This window comes from Nocardioides marmorisolisilvae (assembly GCF_031656915.1).
In the GTDB taxonomy this organism is placed as follows: Bacteria; Actinomycetota; Actinomycetes; order Propionibacteriales; family Nocardioidaceae; genus Marmoricola; species Marmoricola terrisoli.
This window is the reverse complement of sequence record NZ_CP134227.1, coordinates 3,837,832-3,857,245: the sequence shown is the minus strand read 5'-3', so window position 1 is coordinate 3,857,245 and position 19,414 is coordinate 3,837,832. Positions and strand designations below refer to the sequence as shown.

15 protein-coding genes are annotated in these 19,414 nt (G+C 68.2%); 5 read left to right on the top strand and 10 right to left on the bottom strand.

From position 1 onward, the window contains the following. Nucleotides 1-54 precede the first annotated feature (54 nt). From Q9R13_RS18470 to Q9R13_RS20320, 7 genes are all read right to left on the bottom strand, one after another. Nucleotides 55-696 (bottom strand): integrase core domain-containing protein, encoded by a 642-nt coding sequence (locus Q9R13_RS18470; protein ID WP_310961614.1) that lies wholly within the window; start codon nt 694-696, stop codon nt 55-57. A 214-nt stretch (nt 697-910) separates the two neighbouring features. Further along, nucleotides 911-1,900 (bottom strand): tyrosine-type recombinase/integrase, encoded by a 990-nt coding sequence (locus Q9R13_RS18465; RefSeq protein WP_310961617.1) that lies wholly within the window; start codon nt 1,898-1,900, stop codon nt 911-913. After that, nucleotides 1,897-2,883 (bottom strand): tyrosine-type recombinase/integrase, encoded by a 987-nt coding sequence (locus Q9R13_RS18460; protein WP_310961616.1) that lies wholly within the window; start codon nt 2,881-2,883, stop codon nt 1,897-1,899. The genes Q9R13_RS18465 and Q9R13_RS18460 overlap by 4 nt, the downstream gene beginning before the upstream one ends. After that, on the bottom strand, nt 2,880-4,118 hold the full coding sequence (locus Q9R13_RS18455; RefSeq protein ID WP_310961615.1) for a tyrosine-type recombinase/integrase: 1,239 nt from the start codon (nt 4,116-4,118) through the stop codon (nt 2,880-2,882). Before Q9R13_RS18455 ends, Q9R13_RS18460 begins: the two co-directional genes overlap by 4 nt. 39 nt (nt 4,119-4,157) lie before the next feature. Beyond that, complete coding sequence (locus Q9R13_RS18450) at nt 4,158-4,709, bottom strand: helix-turn-helix domain-containing protein (RefSeq protein ID WP_310962634.1); 552 nt, start codon at nt 4,707-4,709, stop codon at nt 4,158-4,160. A gap of 656 nt (nt 4,710-5,365) precedes the next feature. Continuing rightward, complete coding sequence (locus Q9R13_RS18445; RefSeq protein ID WP_310962633.1) at nt 5,366-6,259, bottom strand: hypothetical protein; 894 nt, start codon at nt 6,257-6,259, stop codon at nt 5,366-5,368. Nucleotides 6,260-6,699: 440 nt separating this feature from the next. Then, nucleotides 6,700-7,122: an MBG domain-containing protein gene (locus tag Q9R13_RS20320; RefSeq protein ID WP_397219467.1), complete on the bottom strand. Its 423-nt coding sequence runs from the start codon at nt 7,120-7,122 to the stop codon at nt 6,700-6,702. Nucleotides 7,123-7,319: 197 nt separating this feature from the next. On the opposite strand from Q9R13_RS20320, the gene Q9R13_RS18435 reads away from it, so the two are divergent. Further along, nucleotides 7,320-8,516: an IS701 family transposase gene (locus Q9R13_RS18435; protein WP_397217824.1), complete on the top strand. Its 1,197-nt coding sequence runs from the start codon at nt 7,320-7,322 to the stop codon at nt 8,514-8,516. Between the two features lie 86 nt (nt 8,517-8,602). Here the strand turns inward: Q9R13_RS18435 and Q9R13_RS18430 are convergent, their stop codons facing one another. The 3 genes from Q9R13_RS18430 to Q9R13_RS18420 form a co-directional block, all read right to left on the bottom strand. After that, nucleotides 8,603-10,420: a putative Ig domain-containing protein gene (locus tag Q9R13_RS18430; protein ID WP_310962631.1), complete on the bottom strand. Its 1,818-nt coding sequence runs from the start codon at nt 10,418-10,420 to the stop codon at nt 8,603-8,605. Between the two features lie 108 nt (nt 10,421-10,528). Beyond that, nucleotides 10,529-10,744 carry a hypothetical protein gene (locus Q9R13_RS18425; RefSeq protein WP_310962630.1) on the bottom strand — a complete coding sequence of 72 codons (216 nt, stop codon included), beginning with the start codon at nt 10,742-10,744 and terminating at the stop codon, nt 10,529-10,531. Nucleotides 10,745-10,753: 9 nt separating this feature from the next. Continuing rightward, entirely contained in the window at nt 10,754-13,513 is a 2,760-nt protein-coding gene (locus Q9R13_RS18420; RefSeq protein WP_310965120.1) for a helix-turn-helix transcriptional regulator, read from the bottom strand. A 335-nt stretch (nt 13,514-13,848) separates the two neighbouring features. On the opposite strand from Q9R13_RS18420, the gene Q9R13_RS18415 reads away from it, so the two are divergent. The 4 genes from Q9R13_RS18415 to Q9R13_RS18400 all read left to right on the top strand — a co-directional run bounded on the left by Q9R13_RS18415 (nt 13,849) and on the right by Q9R13_RS18400 (nt 19,403). After that, nucleotides 13,849-17,613 (top strand): multifunctional oxoglutarate decarboxylase/oxoglutarate dehydrogenase thiamine pyrophosphate-binding subunit/dihydrolipoyllysine-residue succinyltransferase subunit, encoded by a 3,765-nt coding sequence (locus Q9R13_RS18415; protein ID WP_310962629.1) that lies wholly within the window; start codon nt 13,849-13,851, stop codon nt 17,611-17,613. A 3-nt stretch (nt 17,614-17,616) separates the two neighbouring features. Beyond that, nucleotides 17,617-17,796, top strand: coding sequence for a DUF6104 family protein (locus Q9R13_RS18410; RefSeq protein WP_310962628.1), 180 nt, complete (start codon nt 17,617-17,619; stop codon nt 17,794-17,796). 25 nt (nt 17,797-17,821) lie between these two features. Then, nucleotides 17,822-18,667, top strand: a complete 846-nt coding sequence (locus tag Q9R13_RS18405) for an alpha/beta fold hydrolase (RefSeq protein WP_310962627.1) — start codon at nt 17,822-17,824, stop codon at nt 18,665-18,667. A 73-nt stretch (nt 18,668-18,740) separates the two neighbouring features. Next, nucleotides 18,741-19,403, top strand: coding sequence for an AAA family ATPase (locus Q9R13_RS18400; RefSeq protein WP_310962626.1), 663 nt, complete (start codon nt 18,741-18,743; stop codon nt 19,401-19,403). Nucleotides 19,404-19,414: the final 11 nt, after the last annotated feature.

The window sequence follows — 19,414 nt, the reverse complement described above, 5'->3', positions numbered from 1 at the left end:
CAAGACATCCCGGAGGGCCGAACCCAATAGTCGTGGGTTCGGCCCTCCTTCGTTTCAGCGTCGCGGTCCGGGTGGGCGTCCGGTTCCTTGGTAGCGCGTGGATGTGTCGAGGGTCAGCTCGCGGAGGAGTTCGCCGGTGGCAGCGTCGACGATGCGGATGTCGAGGTCGGAGACGAGGAGGATGACGCGGGTTCGGGCGTGGGTTCGGCCGACGCCGATGGAGTAGAGCTGGCCGCCGTAGCGCAGCGTCACCTTGCCGGACTTGTCGACCCGGTCCTCGCGGACGCGGTCGTGGGTGTCGTCGCTGCGGTCACCCACGGTGGCCTTGGGCCGGGCTGTGTAGGCCGTCGCAGGAGTGGCTCGGTGTGGCAGCGACCGGTGGGGACGGTGGTGGTTGTATTCCTCGACGAACGCGTCGATCAGAGCTTGGAGGTCGTCGATCGTGGCCGGCTGTTCGGGTTGGCTGCGCAGCCACTTCTTCATCGTCTGCTGGAAGCGTTCGACCTTGCCCTGGGTCTGTGGATGGTTCGGCTTGCCGTTCTTCTGGATGATCCCGAGGCGGCGTAGCTCGGTCTCCAGGTGGTTGCGGCCGCCTTTGCCGCCGGAGAGGCGGGTGGTGAAGACCATCCCGTTGTCGGTCAGCGTGGAGGCCGGGATCCCGTGCTCTGCAACGGTTTCACGGAATGTCCTAAGCACGATCGGCCCGGTGACCCGGACGTGAGCGGTGACCGAGAGGGCGTAGCGGGAGCAGTCGTCGAGCCAGGTCAGGATCTCGGTGTCGGCGCCTAGCCGGCCGTCGGGTCGGACCAGGCGGAAGTGTGTGAAGTCCTATGCCGACCTCCGAACTATGCCGATGTTCCTCAGGATGGTCTTTGCCGGTGCGGCCTTCGATGCGGCATGGTCGGCATAGTCAAAGTGCGGTGAGCCAGGTGAGGATGTCGGGCGCGGGGCGGTAGGTCCCGGGCTTCACCTCGGGTGGTCGGGTTCGGTCGAGGGCTGCTTGCTTGATGGCCATGTCGGCGTGGAGGTAGGCGTCGGTGCTGTGGGTGTCGGCGTGCCCGAGCCACAGCGCGATGACGGCGACGTCGACTCCGGCGGCGAGCAGGTTCATCGCTGCGGTGTGTCGCAGGGTGTGCATCGTGACGTGTTTCCCGGTCAGGCTGGGACAGGCGCGGGCTGCGGCCGCGACGTGGGTGGCAAGGCGATGCTCGAGTGCGTCGCGGGACAGGGACAGGCCGTGAGGGCCGCTGAACAGTGCGGTCCCGGGCCGGGCGGATCGCTCTGTCAGGTAGTCCGTCATCACGTTTAGCGTTGCGCCGGTCAGGGGCGTGATGCGTTGGCGCCGTCCTTTGCCGGTGCAGGTGACGTGTGGGCCGGTGCCGAGGTGGACGTCGTCGATGGTGAGTGAGCAGACCTCGCTGATGCGAAGTCCGGTCTGCACGGTCATGGCCAGGAGTGCGTGGTCTCGTCGCCCGGTCCGGGTCGTCGTGTCGGGCGCGGCGAGGAGCGCGACGACCTCGTCGGGGGTGAGGAACTCGATGACCGGTCTGGTCGTGCGTTTGGGCGGGATCGCGAGGACCTGAGTGATCGTTGCTGCGTGTTCGGGGTGGTCGGGCAGTGCCCGGCTGAGCACGGCGCGGATCGCGGTCAGGCGGACGTTGCGGGTCTTGGTGCTGTTGCCGCGTTCGTGTTCGAGGTAGTCCAGGAACCTAGTGATGTTCGTCGCGGTGACGGCGTCGAAGTCGACCGCGTCGATGCTGACCCCGAGTGTCGCGGTCAGGTACTTGATCAGCATCCGCCACGTGTCGCGGTAGGAGCCGATCGTGTGACTCGACAGGTCCCGTTGGCTGTGGGCGAAGGTGGTGAAGTAGGTCTGCAAGCTGGCGGCCAGGGTGTTCATGAGGGTTCTCCTTGCGTGGTGCCGGCGTTGAGTTCAAGGCGGCCTGCGGCCAGGGCCATGAGCTCGCCGGTCGCGCTCAGGTACCAGTAGGTGTGGGTGGCGTCGGAGTGCCCGAGCCAGGTCGCGAGCAGCGACAGCACTCGGTCGGGGTCACCGTCGTGGGCGTAGGCCGCGCTCATGTGCGCGGTCGCGAAGGTGTGTCGTAGATCGTGCAGACGCGGACGTGCTCGGCCGCGCGGAAGCAGTCCGGCTGCTTCTCGGACTCGTTTGAACCTGGACAGGAAGGTCACGTAGGCGTATCCGGTCCCGTTGGCCGTCACGAAGACCGGACCATCGGGGTCGGGGTTGCTCGCCGCGCGGGCTGGCAACGCGATGTAGTCCATCAGCGCGGCCGTCGTCGTGGGGTGGATCGGGACGAGCCGCTCAGCAGACTTCGCGGCTTTGATGACCAACAGGTGGTTGACGTGGTCGATGTCGCCCACGCGCAACTTCAATGCTTCCCCGATCCGCAGCCCGGTCGCGGCAAGCACCCCGATGGCGGTGCGCATCGTCGCGGCGATCCGCTCGTCGCTGAACACTCGGTCGCAGGCGGCCAGCAGCGCGTCGAGGTCGTCTTGGCTGTAGATGAAGGGCACCGCTCGGGGCTTCCGTGCCGGCAACAGCCCGCGCGGGATGACCGGGACGTCGACATCGTTCGCGTTCAGGTAGCCGGCGAAGCGCCGCACCAACGACAGACGGGTCGCCCACCACGAGGGGTGCGCGTCAGGGTTGAGCCGGGCCCAGGTCACGGCCTCATCAATGGTGAAAGTCGTCGTCTGGCCGCGGGCTTCGAGCCAGGTGCAGAACCCGCCGACCTGTCGCTCGACGTCGTTGAGTTGGAACCCCAACGCCCGCCGCAGCACCAGATACTCATCGAGCCGATCACGCAACGTTGTGGTTGTCGACGCCGACGCCGACACCGACGTCTCCCCGGGGGCGGTCATCGCGGCACCTTCCCGAACGGGACGACCAGCTCGCGTAGCGAGGCAAGGTCGACCTTGGCGTAGGTCATCGTGGTGACGGTGTAGACGTGGCCCAGCAGTTCCTTGGCTTCACTCAGCGAGCCGCCCGCGGCCAGCACGTCCATCGCGGCGGTGTGGCGCAGCCGGTGCGCGTGGATCGGGTCGATGCCAGCCATGCTCGACAGGCGGGCGATGACCCCTGATGTTCCCGAGGTCGTCATCATCTGACGCGGTGCCATGGTGCGCACGAACACAGCCCGATCCAGCGCCTCAGGTCGGACTCGCAGCCAGGCTTCCAACGCCTGCCCCACATCGACGGGTAGCGGCAGCACGTGCTCGCGGCCCTTCCCGGTGACCCTGACCTGGCCGTTGGCCCAGTCGATGTCGTCGAGCATCAGACGGGCGGCCTCACCAGCCCGCAGGCCGAGCCGGACCAGCATCAACACCAGGGCCCGGTCTCGTGCCCCGATCGCCGTGGTCGGGTCGCAAACGGCGAGTAACGCCGCGACCTGGTCGGCGGTCACTCCCCGCGGGAGGGATCGTTTGGTCCCGGGCGGCTTGAGGATCCCGGCGCTCAGGTCGCGGTCCAGGCGACCGGTGCTCAGCGCCCACCGCAGCAGACAACGGACCGAGCCCACCACGTGAGCCTTGGCGGCAACACCGTAGCCACGGCCACGGTCAGCGACGTACGCGTTGATCACCGTCGCGTTGAGCCGGTCCCAGCACACCGAGCCGTCGGCCGCCGTCACCTGGTCCAGAAGGCCGGCTGCGTAGTAGCGATACCGAACGACGGACTTCTCGGTCAGCCCCAGCTGGACCCGCATCCACGCGCACCACTGCACCACCGCAACCTGAGTCGGTGTGAACCGGTCTTCGTTGACCTCGGCCGCCTGCAAGTAGCCGGAATCTGTCAGGAATCGGCGGAGCGCACCGATCCAGGGCTTCACCGAGGAGCACGGCCGTTCGCGGGAACGCTCCGCTGTCACGAACCGACCGAGTAGGTCCTCGTCGATCTCCTCGATGTCAGCGCCAGCCTCTTCCATCCAAGCGCTCAGCCGCTGCGCCAGATTCACAGCTGCGGCCGCCGAGCCCGGCGAGTACCCCTTCGCCGCGAACCACTGCCGACATTCGTCCAACACCCTCGGTGCCAGCGGGCCCACCGGCACCCGCTGGATCCGAACCGGATACGGCCGGGCCGTTGCCGATCTCTTCGTCACGAACCTCACCTCCAGACACTTCGTGTGTCTGAAGCGTGATCACGACGACGGAACTATGCCGACCTTCCAGTTCCACTGCACGTCACTGACCTGCACGATCTTCAGCAGTGTCGGCATAGTTCGGAGGTCGGCATAGGACATGCAATGCCGACGTCGGCATTGGAAGTCGGACTGCCAGGTTTCGTTGGGCATCTCGGCGGCGAAGCGGATGTAGGACGACTTCGGCTTCTTCTTCGGCTCCGGGGTGACCAGGCCGTGCTTGGCCAGATAGCGCGAGATTGTCGCCCGTGACACCACGGTCGAGTGGTGGTGCTCGAGGTGCCACTTGATGGTGTCGGGACCGGCGTCCAGCCCGGTCGCGGTCAGTTTCTCGCGCAGCTCGAGGATCAGCTCGACGGCCTCAGTGGGGATTGTGGTCGGGACGCTGTGAGGGCGCCTGGAGCGTGGTTCGAAGGCTGAGTCGCCCTCGGTCTTGTAGCGGGCGAGGAGCTCGAAGAGCCAGGACTCAGAGACGCCGTACTGGGCGGCGACCTCGCGGACGGGTCGGTTCTCGACCACCACGGAGGTGATCAGCAATCGGTTCAGTGTCATGCCCGGACGCTGGGACCGGACCGACGCTCAGTCCGGGATGACTCGCGACATCACTCCGCGATGTCTTGAGACATGGCTCCGGGATGTCCTGAGCCAGGACACTGCCAGGGGCGCCATCCGAAAGCCGCAACGTCCGGGTGGTTCCCCCCGCACGTTCCCCAGTGAGCTGGCCGGTGGGGGACCTAACGGTCCGCCAGTCCCGTGCCCTCGGCGAGGCAGTGCATCGGCACGCGCCCGATCCGCCTCCACACACACCCGCCCCGCGGTCGGACTGCCGCAGTAGACCTTCATCCCGTCTTACATTTCCCATCAACCACCAATAATGACCAACAATTCCCCTTGAATGCACGATGGCGCGGCCCCGAAGAGCAAGCCGATATACCTAAAACAATAGCGTGCGTGCCGCTCGGGAAGGGAATACCTGAGATCGCAGGGAGGCAGGTATCTGAGAGATGTCCCGCGACTATAGGTCGCCATCGAGAGTCGGGGATGACGAGGTTGGGCCGAGCGGAAGTGAAGGGTGGGCGGCCGATAAGGAGTCGTTGCACAATCTGGGCTCAGAGAGGGGCCGTTCCCTGAGTACCTCCTTGCCGATAGGGGCGAGTCCCAAGCGAGCAGCCGGGGGCCGCAAATCCCCCCGGCTGCTCACGTGAGCCCTATGACGCGGTGACGATGTACGTATCGAACGACGTATTCACGTCCAATGCGTTGGCACACACCGGGTAGGTCCCAGAGATACTGGCTGAGTTCTTGGTATGCAAAGCGGATGAGGCACCGCAGATCGGTAGTGTCACCAATCCTGAGGCCGATGTGAAGCCCGTCCAGGATTGGATGCTCCAGCCGTTGATGCCTGGGGCATTGTTGATGATGCCCTTGGGGCTGAGCACGGTGACGGTGCAGTTCGGGTGCCCCGTGACGGCCAGGGTTTGCGTTCCACCCGGCCACTTCTGCAGTCCCGCCGTGGTTCCGGCGGGGCCGCCCTGGACCGTGAACGTCAGCTTGCTATTTGCCGGGCAAGCCGAGGGCGGTGGCGTGCTGGTTGGAGCAGCGCAGACGATCTTCCCACCTGGAGTGGCGCGATGTTGAGCAGTGAACCCGGTCACGAACTGGCCCGACGGGCAGAATTGCCCTGCGGCAACGTTGGTCCCAGCAGGCCCGGTCGCGCCAGTATCTCCCTTGGGACCCTGCGCGCCGGTGTCTCCCTTGGGGCCCTGCGGGCCGGTTGCTCCGGTGGCGCCGGTAGCGCCCTTGGGGCCCTGCGGGCCGGTTGCTCCGGTTGCGCCGGTAGCGCCCTTGGGACCCTGCGGGCCGGTGACGTTCCAGTGAATCGGTGTCATTCCGTGCGGACAGGTCGTTTGGTCCGCTGTAAGTACCTTCAACTGACCGCCGGGCGAGTAGCAGCCGTTGATCGTGTTGCCGTCACCGGAGAATGGAAGCGTCACCACTCCCGCGGCCGCAGCCGTACCGATTCCCGCGAATGCGCCGGCTGTGACGAGCGCCGCGGCGACGGCGAACAGTCGCTTTCCGCGCACCTTCTTTTCCCTTAACATAGCATTTCCCTACCTTCGTCGACTAATGATGTGCGCTCCGATGGGCGTTAATCGTGAGGCTAGGGATCGGCCCTTCGGAGCACATCAGTAGTCGGCTACTGAATTCTCAGCATCCGGCGATCGTCCGGTCGGGTCAGGTGGGTCAGCTTGTGGCCGAACTTGTTCGGCTCGACCGCGCACTGCTAGTAATTCTCGGGCCTGTCGACTGAGCCACCACGCCCGGCAGCGGTGGCCACAAGTCGATGGGCACCGGCGAATTTGGTACGCGCCGATGTGCGAGCTTGATGAGGTGTCCGCTACCGCTGGCCTTGTCGAGGTTCCGGGTCCCGATGAAGGTGGCGGTGTAGCCGAGATCGAGGGCGACCAGAGCTTCTTGCGGGGCGGTGATCCGGCAGGTTGCCGTGTCGTGGGCGTTCGTGGTCGCCGTGCACAGGGTCGCCCTATGCGCACTGAACACGATCGTCTCGCCGACCGCGGCCTTCCGCTGGAGTGCCGTAGGTCAGCGTGGTGGTGAGGGTGCCGAAGCGGACGAGCGGCCCACCTGGGCTGAGGGTGACCAGCACCGCCCGGGGACTCATCGAGGTAGTGGCCTTGGTGATGGCCAGGGCGCCGGGCACGAACGTGAACGTGTAGTTCGTCGAGGCGAGCGTCCCGGCAGCGGTCGTGATCGGACACCCACCGATGTCTGACGTGGTGGTCGCGCTTGTGCTGAGCGCCGGAGAGCCGGTGTACGCCGTCGCAGCGGCGTCGCCGTTGACAAACCCGCTGGTGGTGGCGGTGAAGGACGGATTCGCGGCGCCGTAAGGGGGACGGCGAGCGCGTCGGCCACGACCTCGTCGGGGTGGCTGTCCTCGGTGAGCCAGTGGGGTGTCTTACGCCCTGACTCGGAAGGTGCGGCTGTGACCGCCCAGGTGATCGAGGTCCTGCTTGGGCCAGATCCCGCGGAAGAGGGTGGTGTGCCTTAGTACTACAGCCGCACTTATTTTGGCCGTGATCGGTGTGTCGCCTGTGTGAGACTGGTGTTCGCCGGCATGTTGCTGGTGTGACTGGTGAGGTTTGTGTGTCTGAGGTCGAGGAGTGGGCGGCGGGGCTTGCGGAGGTGCATGCCCGGATCGCGCCGCGGTTCGCGCGCTCGGAGCCGCGTGAGCGGGTGTTGGCCTATGTGCGGGGGTTGTTGGCGCCGTTGGAGAAGAAGAACTCCTGGACGCTGGCCGAGTCTGCAGGTGAGGCGATCCCCGACGGGATGCAGCGATTGTTGGCCTATGCCGATTGGGACGCCGACGCGGTGCGCGACGATGTGCGTGACTACGTGGTCGAGCACCTCGCCCCTGCGCCTGGCGACCCTGCTGGGGTGCTGGTGGTTGATGAGACTGGCTTCTTGAAGAAGGGCACGAAGTCCGCGGGGGTGGCGCGGATGTACTCCGGCACTGCGGGACGAATCGAGAACTGCCAGATCGGCGTCTTCCTCGGCTATGCCACTGGTCCTGGCCAGGGATCCGCACGGACGTTCTTGGACCGTGAGCTCTACCTGCCCAAGGCCTGGGCCGAGGATGCTGCCCGACGCGCTGAGGCGCATATCGGGGACGAGGTGGAGTTCGCGACCAAGCCGGAGCTGGCGATGCGGATGATCGGGCGCGCGATCGACGCCGGGGTGCCGGCTGGGTGGGTCACCGGCGATGAGGTCTATGGCCAGCACTACCGATTGCGCGCGATGCTTGAAGAACGTCAGATGCCTTACGTGATGGCGGTTCCGGTGAACCAGCGCGTCATCGCCGCCGTCGACGACGGTGACGGACCGAAAGTGCGTGAACTGCGCGCCGATGCGCTGGCCGCGATGCTTCCCGCCCAGGCGTGGAAGAAGATCTCCGCCGGGCGCGGCGCCAAGGGTCCGCGCCTGTATCACTGGGCCCGGGCGCCGATCCGCCCCCTGGAGGACAGCCCCAGCTACTGGTTGCTGGCCCGCCGCAGCCTGACCGACCCCGATGATGTCGCCTACTACCTGTGCTTCGGGCCCGAACGCACCCCATTGCGTGAACTGGTCCGGGTGGCCGGTGCCCGCTGGGCGATCGAGGAGACGTTCCAAACAGCCAAGGGCCAAGTCGGCCTCGACCAGTACCAGGTACGCCGCTACGACTCCTGGTATCGGCACATCACCTTGGCGATGCTCGCGCACGCCTTCTTGACCATCACCACCGCCCAGACCAACACCGCCGCCGGCGGCGGAAAAAGGGGGACCTCCGGCCGGTCGAGGAACTGATCCCCCTCACCGTGCCCGAAGTCAGACGGCTCCTCGCTGCCCTGATCTGGCAGCGCCAGCCAGACACCACCGTCGTCCTGGACTGGTCACGCTGGCGACGCCGCCACCAAGCCCGCGCCCGACGATGCCACTACGCCAGGCGCAGCGCTGTTCCCTAAGTGCGGCTGTAGTATTAGCCGTTGGTGGAAGATCGCCACGCACCGGTTGTTGGATGCTTTGGCGGCGACCTTGGCCCAGCCGTGGCGGGTGTGGCGTTGCAGGATCAGGGTGCCGTGCTGGTGGTCGGTGCCGCAGGGGATCGCTTGGAGCGACATTCTTACCCGGTCGCGGGCATTGACGTGGTGGTGTCCGCGGATGCGGACCAGGGCGCGGACCTGTACCGCGACCGATGTTGAGGTCGCCTGCCGGCAGACGGTGGTGTGGCCGAGTCGGGCGGTGTAGTGGGCGCTGCGTCGGGCGGTGAACCTCACGGTGTAGGTGCCCTTGGTGTTCGTGGTCGTGCTCTGCACGTTGCGGGTGATGTGGGTCTGGCCGTAGATCCGCCGGTCGATGTGCACCGTTGCTCCGGCTGCGCAGGAGGGATCGGTCGAGCTCACCGCTCCGAACACCGTGGCCGGGTTCCCGTAGGACACGGTGCGGTGGTCGCGGTGCAGGGTGACCGAGCGTGCCGCGGTCGGGGGGGTCGGCGTGGTCGGGTTCTTGGCGTTGAGGGTGAACTCGGCGCTCGTGCTGCCGATCAGGTTGGCCGCGGTGACGGTGAACGTGGAGTTGCCCGCGGTGGTGGGGGTCCCGGACAGTACGCCGGCGGGGGTCAGGCTCAGCCCGGCCGGCAGGCTGCCGGCGCTCACCGTGAACCGGCCGGTGGGTTTGCCGGTGCTACTGGTGAAGGTGTGTGAGTAGGCGCTGCCCACCACCGCTTCCGGCGGTGCCGGAGACGGCTTCGCAGGGGCCGCGCCGAGCTGCCCGTAGGTGTTGGCGCCCCAGCATTGGACGGTGCCGTCCGGGTGCAGCCCACAGGTGTGGTGCTCGCCGGCGGTCAGAGCGGTGAACGTCCCACCCGGCGCGGTGGCCTGCCCAGAGGTGTTGGAGCCCCAGCATTGGGCGGTGCCGTCGGGGTGCAGCCCGCAGGTGTGGGTGTAGCCGGCGGTCAGGGCGGTGAACGTTCCGGCCGGCACGGTGGCCTGCCCGGAGGAGTTGTCGCCCCAGCATTGGGCGGTGCCGTCGGGGTGCAGCCCGCAGGTGTCGTAGTAGCCGGCGGTCAGGACGGTGAACCTCGTCCCGGCCGGCGCGGTGGCCTGCCCGTAGGTGTTGTAGCCCCAGCATTGGGCGGTTCCGTCGGGGTGCAGCCCGCAGGTGTGATCGCTGCCGACGGTCAGGGCGGTGAACGTTTCGCCGGCCGGCACGTCGGTCTGCCCGCTGCCGTCGAAGCCCCAGCATTGGGCGGTGCCGTCGGGGTGCAGCCCGCAGGTGTGCGAGCGGCCGGCGGTCAGGGCGGTGAACGTCCCACCTGGCGCGGTGGCCTGCCTGTAGTAGTTGTAGCCCCAGCATTGGGCGGTGCCGTCGGGGTGCAGCCCACACGTGTGGTAGCCACCGGCGGTCAGGGCGGTGAACGTCCCGGCCGGCACGTCGGTCTGCCCGTCGATGTTGTCGCCCCAGCATCGGGCGGTGCCGTCGGGGTGCAGCGCGCAGGTGTGGAAGCCACCGGCGGTCAGGACGGTGCGCGCCGCGGGGGTGCCGGATGGCGCCGCGAGCGCCGACCCCGCACTACGGCCCACCGCACTCGCGCCGCCGGCCACGCCCAGGGGCACCAGCAGCGCCGCCAGCAGCATGAGGACCGCGACCGCCACGCGCCGCGGGGACGCCCAGCGCCCGACCGTCTCCGAGCTCCTCCCCTGGTCGCTCATCGTCGTACTCCTTCTCCCGGGGGGCGCCTGCCTGGAAGACCCGGCGGCACGGTCAGGACTGCCAACGACTCCACGGTGTGACGCTAGGGAGCGGCCCTTCGGAGCACATCAGTAGTCGACTACTGAATTCTCAGCCTCCGGCCCCTCGTCCGGGGCTGTCAGGCGGGCCAGCTTCTCGCGGGCCAGCTCGCGCAGGGTCGGCACGCTGCTGAGGGGGACGTCGAGCGCGTCGGCGATGACGTCATCCGAGTAACCCGCATCAGCGAGCCGAATCACCACCCCCAGTGCGGTGGGCAGCTGGTCGATGAGGGGGTCGTGCTCCATGACCAGAGGCTAGGAGCCGGAGGACGTGAGCGCTTCCGTACTCGAGTACTGGATTTGTCCGGGGTCCTGCGCCAAGTTGCCGGCGAGCTGGCTGCGCCGGGTGACACCGAGCTTGGTGAAGGCGTGATGCAGGTGGGACTCCACAGTGCGCACCGATAGTGTCAGCCGCTCGGAGATCTCGGTGTTGGACAGCCCGTCGGCGGCGAGCCGGGCGACGTCATGCTCGCGGCGGCTGAGCGCCGGGCGCGTGTCGTCCCTGGGCAGCATGGTCAGGGTTCGGGCACCCTCGCAACGCTTCGCCAGAGATTGTGAGCGGGATGCGAGGCGCGCGGCCAGGGTGTGCGCTCCGGCATGGGCGTGGACGCGCGCGGCCTGGGCGGCGGACTCGGCCGCCAGCAGGAGGGAGCCCGCCTCGGCGTACTCCTCCGCCAGCTGGGCGAGCCCCGGACCGTCTCCGGTCGCCAGTGCGGTCACCTGCCGTGCTCGCCGGAGCACGGCTCGACACGGCGTCTGGTCGGCGAGTCGTTCGAGCTCGACACGAACCGAGCCGGCCGCGGCGCCGACCCGGACAGCCAGATGAAGCAGCCGTGCGCGGTGCACCGTGAGCTCTCCGACCGCATCCGCGCCCGACAGGGCTGTCTGCACGGCGCGGCACGAGTCGCCCTCGGCGAACTCGACCAGCGCCTGTGCGGTGACGACGTCAGCCACCGTGCGCGACACGGGTGTGGGCCGCTGCAGATCGTGGACCTTGTCCAGTGTGACGCGCGCCGACTCGGTGTTGCCGAGCAGGGCCTGGGCCTGGGCGAGCAGTGCACTCGCCCAGACGGGTTGCTCGCTGATCTCGGACTCGCCGAAGCCGCTGACCGCGTCCAGGAGGGTACGCCGCGCCGTCGCCACTGCCCCGGCCTTCAGCTGCACCGAACCGAGCACCAGAGCCGCGAGCGCACGCACCGTCGGGTCGGGGATGTTCACCGTGTAGTCCCGCATCAGCGTCGCCAGGGCGTTCGCCTCGACGAGTCGACCCTCGACGATCAAGGTGAGCACCTGCAGTGAGGTCGCCCACGACCCGCCCGACCTGACCTCGGGGGAGCCCGTGCGGGCCATCTCGAGCATCTGGTCGTGCCGCTTCCTGGCCACGACGGTGTCACCGAGGTAGGCGTACGCCTCGGCCTCGCTCGCGAGTGCGGTCAGGGTTGCGAGCGGACCGGCCGCGTCCGGTTCGCGGAGTACCGGCCCGGTGATGACGAGAAGCTCGGCCAGCCTGCCCTCGTCGAGCAGCAACTGGCTGCGGTGCGCTGCGGCGGTCAGCCCTCGGCGGCGGAGGGAGGCCGTGTCCTCCCCGTCGGCCGGCATGTGCTCGAACCGGTCGAGGACCGCGTGGCTGTCGGCGAACCGGCCGAGTCCCCGCTGCAGCGCGGTGAGACGGACGGCGACGTACGCATGCTTCACGTGGTCGTCCTCGGTGCGCAGGATCGCTTCCTCGGCCGCTGCCAGCACCTGCTCGGCCTCGTCGAACTCGCGGCAGCCGTTGGCTGCCTCGGCCATTGAGACCGCGGCGGCCGGGCCGGCACCTGAGTCGACCGCGGCACGGGCCAGGTGGCGGGCGAGCCGGTGGTCGAAGGACCGGTTGGCCACCTGCGCTGCCCCGGCCAGCATCTCCGCGGCGACCGGCTCGCCGAGCTCGAGCCGCCACCTGGCCACTCGCACGAGATCCTGCTCGGTGCGTTGCGGGTCTCGGGCGAGGACGTCGGCGAGCTCTCGGCGCAGACGCCGACGGCAGACTGATCCGACCCGGTCGAGTGCGACCTCGCCGTAAAGGGGATGGGCCAGCCGGCACTGTCCGTCGCCGACATCGTCGACCGTGACCAGCCCGCGCCGCTCGAGTGCGGTGAGCGCGGACTCGCTGGCCACCTGCACGGCGACCGGGACACCGATCGGTTCCCCCAGCGCGACCAAGGCGAGCGCGTCCAGTGCACCCTCGTCGAGCTCTCCGAGACGAAGCGCGACCGCATCGGCCAATCGCGGGGCGATCTCCAGCGTGCCGTCCCATCGCCAGACGCCATCGACGGGGCGCAGTGAACCACTGTCGAACGCGTTCAGGACCAGTTCGCGGGCGAACAGTGCGTTCCCGCCGCTGATCTGGGCGAGGCGGATGCATGCCCGCGCCTCTATCTCGCCACCTGTCGCCTGATGCACCTGGGTCTCGATGAACTTCTCGGTCTCCGACAGCGAGAACGTCTGCAGGTCCAGGCGCAGTGCCCACTCGTCCTTCCACAACGTGGTGATCGAGTCGGGAGCATCGGCCCCACGGCGCACCGTGACCAGCACGTTTGCGGCACCCGACGCAGTCAGGTGCAACAGCAGGTCCGCGCTGCCGTCGTCGAGCAAATGGGCGTCATCGACACCGAGCACGGCGGGCCTGCCATCGCTTGCCCTCAGCGACTCGGCCAGGGCCAGGTACCACGCATAGGCAGCGTCGTGATCGTCCGGGGGCAGGCCGGTAGCCAGGTGTGCGAACGCGCCGTACGGCGACGACGCGGCCGCGCCGGTGCCGATCACCAACGCGGTCGGAGCCCCCTGCGCCCCGGCGTACTGCAGCGCCTCACGGAGCAGCCGGCTCTTGCCCACTCCCGCGCCGGCCACCATCACCACGCCGTAGGGACGCCGCGCACCCGACAGACCCTGGTCCAGCACCCGCCGGAGCACACGGAACTCCTCGTCGCGCGCGAGCAGGGGTAACTCGTCGCCGAGGTTCCCCGAGGAGGTCATCGTCCGCACCAACGCAATCTTCTGGGAGGAAACGCATTCCCTCCCGAGATGTCCGTTTCAGCCTAGAGCCGCGTCGCGAGCACGGTGGGGTTTCGGCAAAACTCCGATCCGATGCGAGTGCCCCCGGCAAGAGCCGCGAGTCCGGGTACGGCCGCCACCGCGGGCCGGATCGAGGTCCAGCGCAGCACCCCTGGGAAGTTGTCTTGACGTCAAGACAAGTGAGTCCGGGCACACTCGCGACAAATCTGCAGGTCACCTCCTGAATTGCGTCCGCGCGGGGACTAGCCTTGCTCCCGTCACCCACGCGCCACGACCAAGAAGAGGCGAAACAAGAAGTGTCGGAGCCCTCCGAGAACCCGCTGTCCGCATTCGGAGCCAACGAGTGGCTCGTTGACGAGATGTACGAGAAGTACAAGCAGGACCCCCAAAGCGTCGACAAGGTCTGGTGGGAGTTCTTCAAGAACGACCACGCCACCTCCACGGGCAACGGGAACGCTCAGGCAGCCGCGGCCACCCAGACCGCCACCAAGTCGACCAGCACCAAGTCGACCACCACCAAGGCCCCCGCCGCCCCGGCCACCCAGCCCAGCCCGGCCGGCAAGGCCACCACCAAGACCACGGACAAGACCGCCGCGAAGACGTCCCCAACCAAGGCGGCCGACGCCAAGCACGCGAAGCCCTCCGCCCCCGCCACCTCCGCCGGCGACAAGCCGGTGCCCAAGGAGCCGGAGCCGAAGACCAAGCTGGAGGCCTCGGACGAGCCCACCTACACGGTCCTGCGCGGCATCGCCGCGGCCACCGCCAAGAACATGGACGTCAGCCTCAGCGTCCCCACCGCCACCTCGGTGCGCAACATCCCGGTCAAGCTGCTCTGGGACAACCGCATCGTGATCAACAACCACCTCAAGCGTGCGCGGGGCGGGAAGGTCTCCTTCACCCACCTCATCGGCTATGCCATCGTCCAGGCGATCAAGGCGCTGCCCGAGATGAACAACGCGTTCGCCGAGATCGACGGCAAGCCGACCATGGTGTCGCCCGCGCACGTCAACCTCGGCCTGGCCATCGACCAGCAGAAGCCCGACGGTTCCCGTCAGCTGGTCGCGCCCAGCATCAAGGCCTGCGAGGCGATGGACTTCGCCCACTTCTGGACGGCGTACGAGGAGATCATCCGCAAGGCCCGCGACAACAAGCTGACCATGGATGACTACAGCGGTACGACGATCAGCCTGACCAACGTCGGCGGGCTGGGCACCAACAACTCGGTGCCGAGGCTGATGGCCGGACAGGCCGCGATCATCGGGGTCGGCTCGATGGACTTCCCGCCAGAGTTCCAGGGCGCGTCCGAGGAGACCCTCACACGCAACGCGATCAGCCGCATCATGACCATGACCTCGACGTACGACCACCGGGTCATCCAGGGTGCACAGAGCGGCGAGTTCCTGCGCCGGGTGCACCAGCTGCTGCTCGGCGCCGACGGCTTCTACGACGAGATCTTCCGCGCGCTGCGGATCCCCTACGAACCGATCCGCTGGTCCGCCGACATCTCCGCAAGCCACGACGACGAGGTCAGCAAGCAGGCTCGGATCTTCGAGCTGATCCACTCCTACCGGGTGCGCGGGCACATCATGGCCGACACCGACCCGTTGGAGTACAAGCAGCGCAGCCACCCCGACCTTGAGGTCGAGTCGCACGGCCTGACGTTGTGGGACCTCGACCGCGAGTTCGCCACCGGCTCCTTCGGTGGCGAGCGCCGGTTCATGAGGATGCGCGACATCCTCGGCATCCTGCGCGACTCCTACTGCCGCACCGTCGGCATCGAGTACATGCACATCCAGGACCCTGACCAGCGTCGGTGGATCCAGGAGCGAGTCGAGCAGCCACACCAGAAGCCGCCGCGCGAGGAGCAGCTGCGAATCCTGCTCAAGCTCAACCAGGCCGAGGCGTTCGAGACCTTCCTGCAGACCAAGTTCGTCGGGCAGAAGCGGTTCAGCCTCGAGGGTGGTGAGACAACCGTGGCGCTCGTCGACGAGCTCTGCGAGGCGGCCGCCGAGGCCGCGCTGGACGAGGTCACCATCGGGATGGCCCACCGTGGCCGGCTCAACGTGCTGGCCAACATCGTCGGCAAGTCCTACAACCAGATCTTCCGCGAGTTCGAAGGCAACATCGATCCGCGCACGGTCCAGGGGTCCGGCGACGTGAAGTACCACCTCGGCGCCGAGGGCGAGTTCATCGCCGGCTCCGGCGACCGGATCAAGGTCTCGGTCGCCGCGAACCCGTCGCACCTCGAAACGGTCGACCCGGTGCTGGAAGGCATCGCGCGGGCCAAGCAGGACGTGCTCAACAAGGGCGCAGAGTTTCCGGTGCTGCCACTGCTCATCCACGGTGACGCCGCGTTCGCCGGCCAGGGTGTGGTCGCCGAGACCCTGAACCTCTCCCAGCTGCGCGGCTACCGCACCGGCGGCACCATCCACGTGGTGGTCAACAACCAGGTCGGATTCACCACCTCGCCGGCCTCCTCGCGCTCGTCGCTCTACTGCACCGATGTCGCGCGGATGGTGCAGGCGCCGATCTTCCACGTCAACGGCGACGACCCGGAGGCCTGCATCCGGGTGGCCCGGCTCGCCTTCGAGTACCGCCAGGCGTTCAAGAAGGACGTCGTCATCGATCTGGTCTGCTACCGCCGCCGCGGGCACAACGAGGGTGACGACCCGTCGTACACCCAGCCCCTGATGTACGACCTCATCGAGCAGAAGCGGTCGGTGCGCAAGCTCTACACGGAGTCGCTGATCGGCCGCGGTGACATCACCCTGGAGGAGGCCGAGCAGGTCCTGCGCGACTACCAGCAGCAGCTCGAGAGGGTCTTCACCGAGGTGCGCGAGCTGGACACCAAGCCGGACGCCTGGACCACTGTGCCGCGCTACCCGGAGAAGTTGGCCAGCGAGACCAGCACCGCGATCTCGCAGGAGACCATGAAGCGCATCTCCGACGTCCACGTCAACGCGCCCGAGGGCTTCACCGTCCACCACAAGGTGCAGCCGCAGTTGCAGCGTCGCGCGGCCGCGATTCTCGAGGGACCGATCGACTGGGGCACCGGCGAGATCCTCGCGTTCGGCGCCCTGCTGATGGAGGGCCGCCCCGTACGGCTCGCCGGTCAGGACTCCCGCCGCGGCACGTTCGTGTCTCGGTTCGCCACCATCATCGACCGGCTCAACGCCGACGAGTGGACGCCGCTAGCGAACCTCGCGGAGGACCAGGCCCAGTTCTACGTCTACGACTCGCTGCTCAGCGAGTACGCCGCGCTCGGGTTCGAATACGGCTACTCGGTGGCCCGCCCGGACGCGCTGGTCTGCTGGGAGGCTCAGTTCGGCGACTTCGTCAACGGCGCCCAGATCGTCATCGACGAGTACATCACCGCCGGCGAGACCAAATGGGGCCAGCAGTCCGGCGTCGTACTCCTGCTGCCGCACGGCTACGAAGGACAGGGTCCGGACCACTCGTCCGCACGGATCGAGCGGTTCCTGACCATGGCCGCGGACAACGCCTTCCTGGTCGCGCAGCCGTCGACGCCGGCGAGCTACTTCCACCTGTTGCGCCGACACGCCCTGGGCGAGCGGCACCGGCCGATGATCGTCTTCACCCCGAAGTCGATGCTCAAGCGCAAGCAGGCGGCATCGCAGCCGGCGGACTTCACCAGCGGCTCCTTCCAGAGCGTCATCGGCGACTCTGCGGTGGACCCGGCCAAGGTCACCACGCTGGTGATGTGCAGCGGACGGATCACCTGGGACCTCATGGTCGAGCGCGAGAAGCGGCAGGGCGAGGAGCCGACGACGGCGATCGCACGGCTCGAGCAGCTCTACCCCGTGCCTGTCGAGGAGGTGAAGGCGGAGATCGGCCGCTACCCCAATCTCCACGAGGTCCGCTGGGTACAGGACGAGCCCGCCAACATGGGGCCGCTGCCGCACCTGCAGCTCAACCTCTTCCCGTCGCTGCCCGGTCGCGTCGACCCGATCTCCCGCGCTGCGTCGTCCTCGCCGTCGGTGGGTCAGCACTCCCGCCACGTCCAGGAGCAGAAGGAGATCATCGAGAAGGCGTTCGCCTGAGTCATGTACTTCACGGACCGAGGCATCGAGGAGCTCGAGAGGCGGCGCGGTGACGAGGAGGTGACTCTCGCCTGGGTCGCCGACCGCCTCCAGGAGTTCACCGACACGCATCCGGAGTTCGAGACCGCGGTGGAGCGGCTGGCCACCTGGCTCGCCCGGCTCGACGACCCAGACGACGGGTAGGCACCGGGCCACTACGCTCCGGATCATGACGACTGCGACCGGACGGATCACCTCCTACACCCGAGACGGGTTGCGGTTCGACGTGCTCGACGACGGACCGGTCGACGGACCGGTCGTGGTGCTGCTGCACGGGTTCCCGCAGCTGAACACCTCGTGGGCGAAGGTCGTTCCCCTGCTGCACGAGGCAGGCCTGCGGACTCTCGCGCCCAACCAGCGGGGCTACTCCCCCGGTGCGCGGCCACGGGGCCGGCGACCCTACCGAACCAGCGAGCTCGTCAAGGACGTCGTGGCACTCGTCGACGAGGCCGGCGGCCAGCCGGTGCACCTCGTCGGGCACGACTGGGGCGCGGCAGTGGCGTGGGGGGCAGCGATCATGCGCCCGGAGATGCTCCGCACTCTGACGGCCGTCTCGGTTCCGCACCCGGGTGCGTTCCTCAAGGCGATGCCACGCGGGCAGATCCTCGACTCCTGGTACATGGCGCTGTTCAACATCCCGTGGCTGCCCGAGCGACTGCTGTCGGACCACCGGGTCGCCAGCCGCTTCCTCGGTCGCGCGGGCATGACGCCGGAGATGGTGGCCCGGTTCCGGCGCGACATCGTCGAGGGCGGCGCACTCCCCGGCGGACTCGGCTGGTACCGCGCGCTGCCGCTGTCCAACCGCGGGATGTTCGGGGTCAAGGTGCGGGTGCCCACGACCTACGTCTGGAGCGACCACGACGCAGCGCTCGGCCGCGTCGGCGCAGAGCTGACCGCCGACTATGTGGACGCCGACTACCGTTTCGAGGTCCTCGAAGGCGTCTCGCACTGGATCCCGGACGAGCGTCCCGCGGACCTGGCCCGGATCATCGTCGAACGCACCGGCCGGGCCTGAGGACGGCGCGACCGGCATGCCGGGTCTGGGCGATCGCCGACCGGTCCGCCGGGCCGTCGCCAACGAGCGCGCCGTGCGCAGTCGATGGCCGGCGACGATCCCCGCGGTCGCGCAGGTACTCGACGAAGGGTGGGACCTCGCGCCCGGGGTGACCCTCCTGGTGGGCGAGAACGGGTCGGGCAAGTCGACCCTGGTCGAGGCGCTCGCGATCGCCTTCGGGCTGTCCCCGGAGGGCGGTACGCCCTACGGGCGCCACGCGACCAACGAGACCGAGTCACCACTGCACCGCTGGTTGAACCTCGAGCGCAGCGCCGGGTCAGCCCGCTGGGGGTTCTTCTTGCGCGCCGAGACGATGCACGGGTGGTACACGTTCCTGGAGCAGCACGCGGGACCCCGCGACCCTGAGTTCCATCGGATGAGCCACGGGGAGAGCTTCCTGGAGCTGCTGCGCGCCCGCTTCGACTCACCCGGCCTCTACTGCCTGGACGAGCCCGAGGCCGCGCTCTCCTTCTCCGGCCAGATCGCGCTCGCCGGGGTGCTCCACGATCTCGCCGCCCGGGGAGGCCAGGTCGTCTGTGCGACGCACTCGCCCCTCCTCGCGGCACTCCCGGGCGCGGCGATCCTGGAGGTGGGCGAGTGGGGCCTGCGGCCCTCCTCGTACGACGACCTCGAGCTGGTCGGCCATTGGCGCGCCTACCTCGCCGAGCCCATGCGGTACCTACGTCACGTGCTGTGACTACCCTTCCG

Bases quoted from the DNA above. Each gene is read 5' to 3' on its own strand.
- Q9R13_RS18465 (WP_310961617.1), bottom strand. From the start codon at position 1,900: ATGAACACCCTGGCCGCCAGCTTGCAGACCTACTTCACCACCTTCGCC.
- Q9R13_RS18460 (WP_310961616.1), bottom strand. From the start codon at position 2,883: ATGACCGCCCCCGGGGAGACGTCGGTGTCGGCGTCGGCGTCGACAACC.
- Q9R13_RS18450 (WP_310962634.1), bottom strand. From the start codon at position 4,709: ATGACACTGAACCGATTGCTGATCACCTCCGTGGTGGTCGAGAACCGA.
- Q9R13_RS18445 (WP_310962633.1), bottom strand. From the start codon at position 6,259: ATGTTAAGGGAAAAGAAGGTGCGCGGAAAGCGACTGTTCGCCGTCGCC.
- Q9R13_RS18430 (WP_310962631.1), bottom strand. From the start codon at position 10,420: ATGAGCGACCAGGGGAGGAGCTCGGAGACGGTCGGGCGCTGGGCGTCC.
- Q9R13_RS18425 (WP_310962630.1), bottom strand. From the start codon at position 10,744: ATGGAGCACGACCCCCTCATCGACCAGCTGCCCACCGCACTGGGGGTG.
- Q9R13_RS18420 (WP_310965120.1), bottom strand. From the start codon at position 13,513: ATGACCTCCTCGGGGAACCTCGGCGACGAGTTACCCCTGCTCGCGCGC.
- Q9R13_RS18410 (WP_310962628.1), top strand. From the start codon at position 17,617: ATGTACTTCACGGACCGAGGCATCGAGGAGCTCGAGAGGCGGCGCGGT.
- Q9R13_RS18405 (WP_310962627.1), top strand. From the start codon at position 17,822: ATGACGACTGCGACCGGACGGATCACCTCCTACACCCGAGACGGGTTG.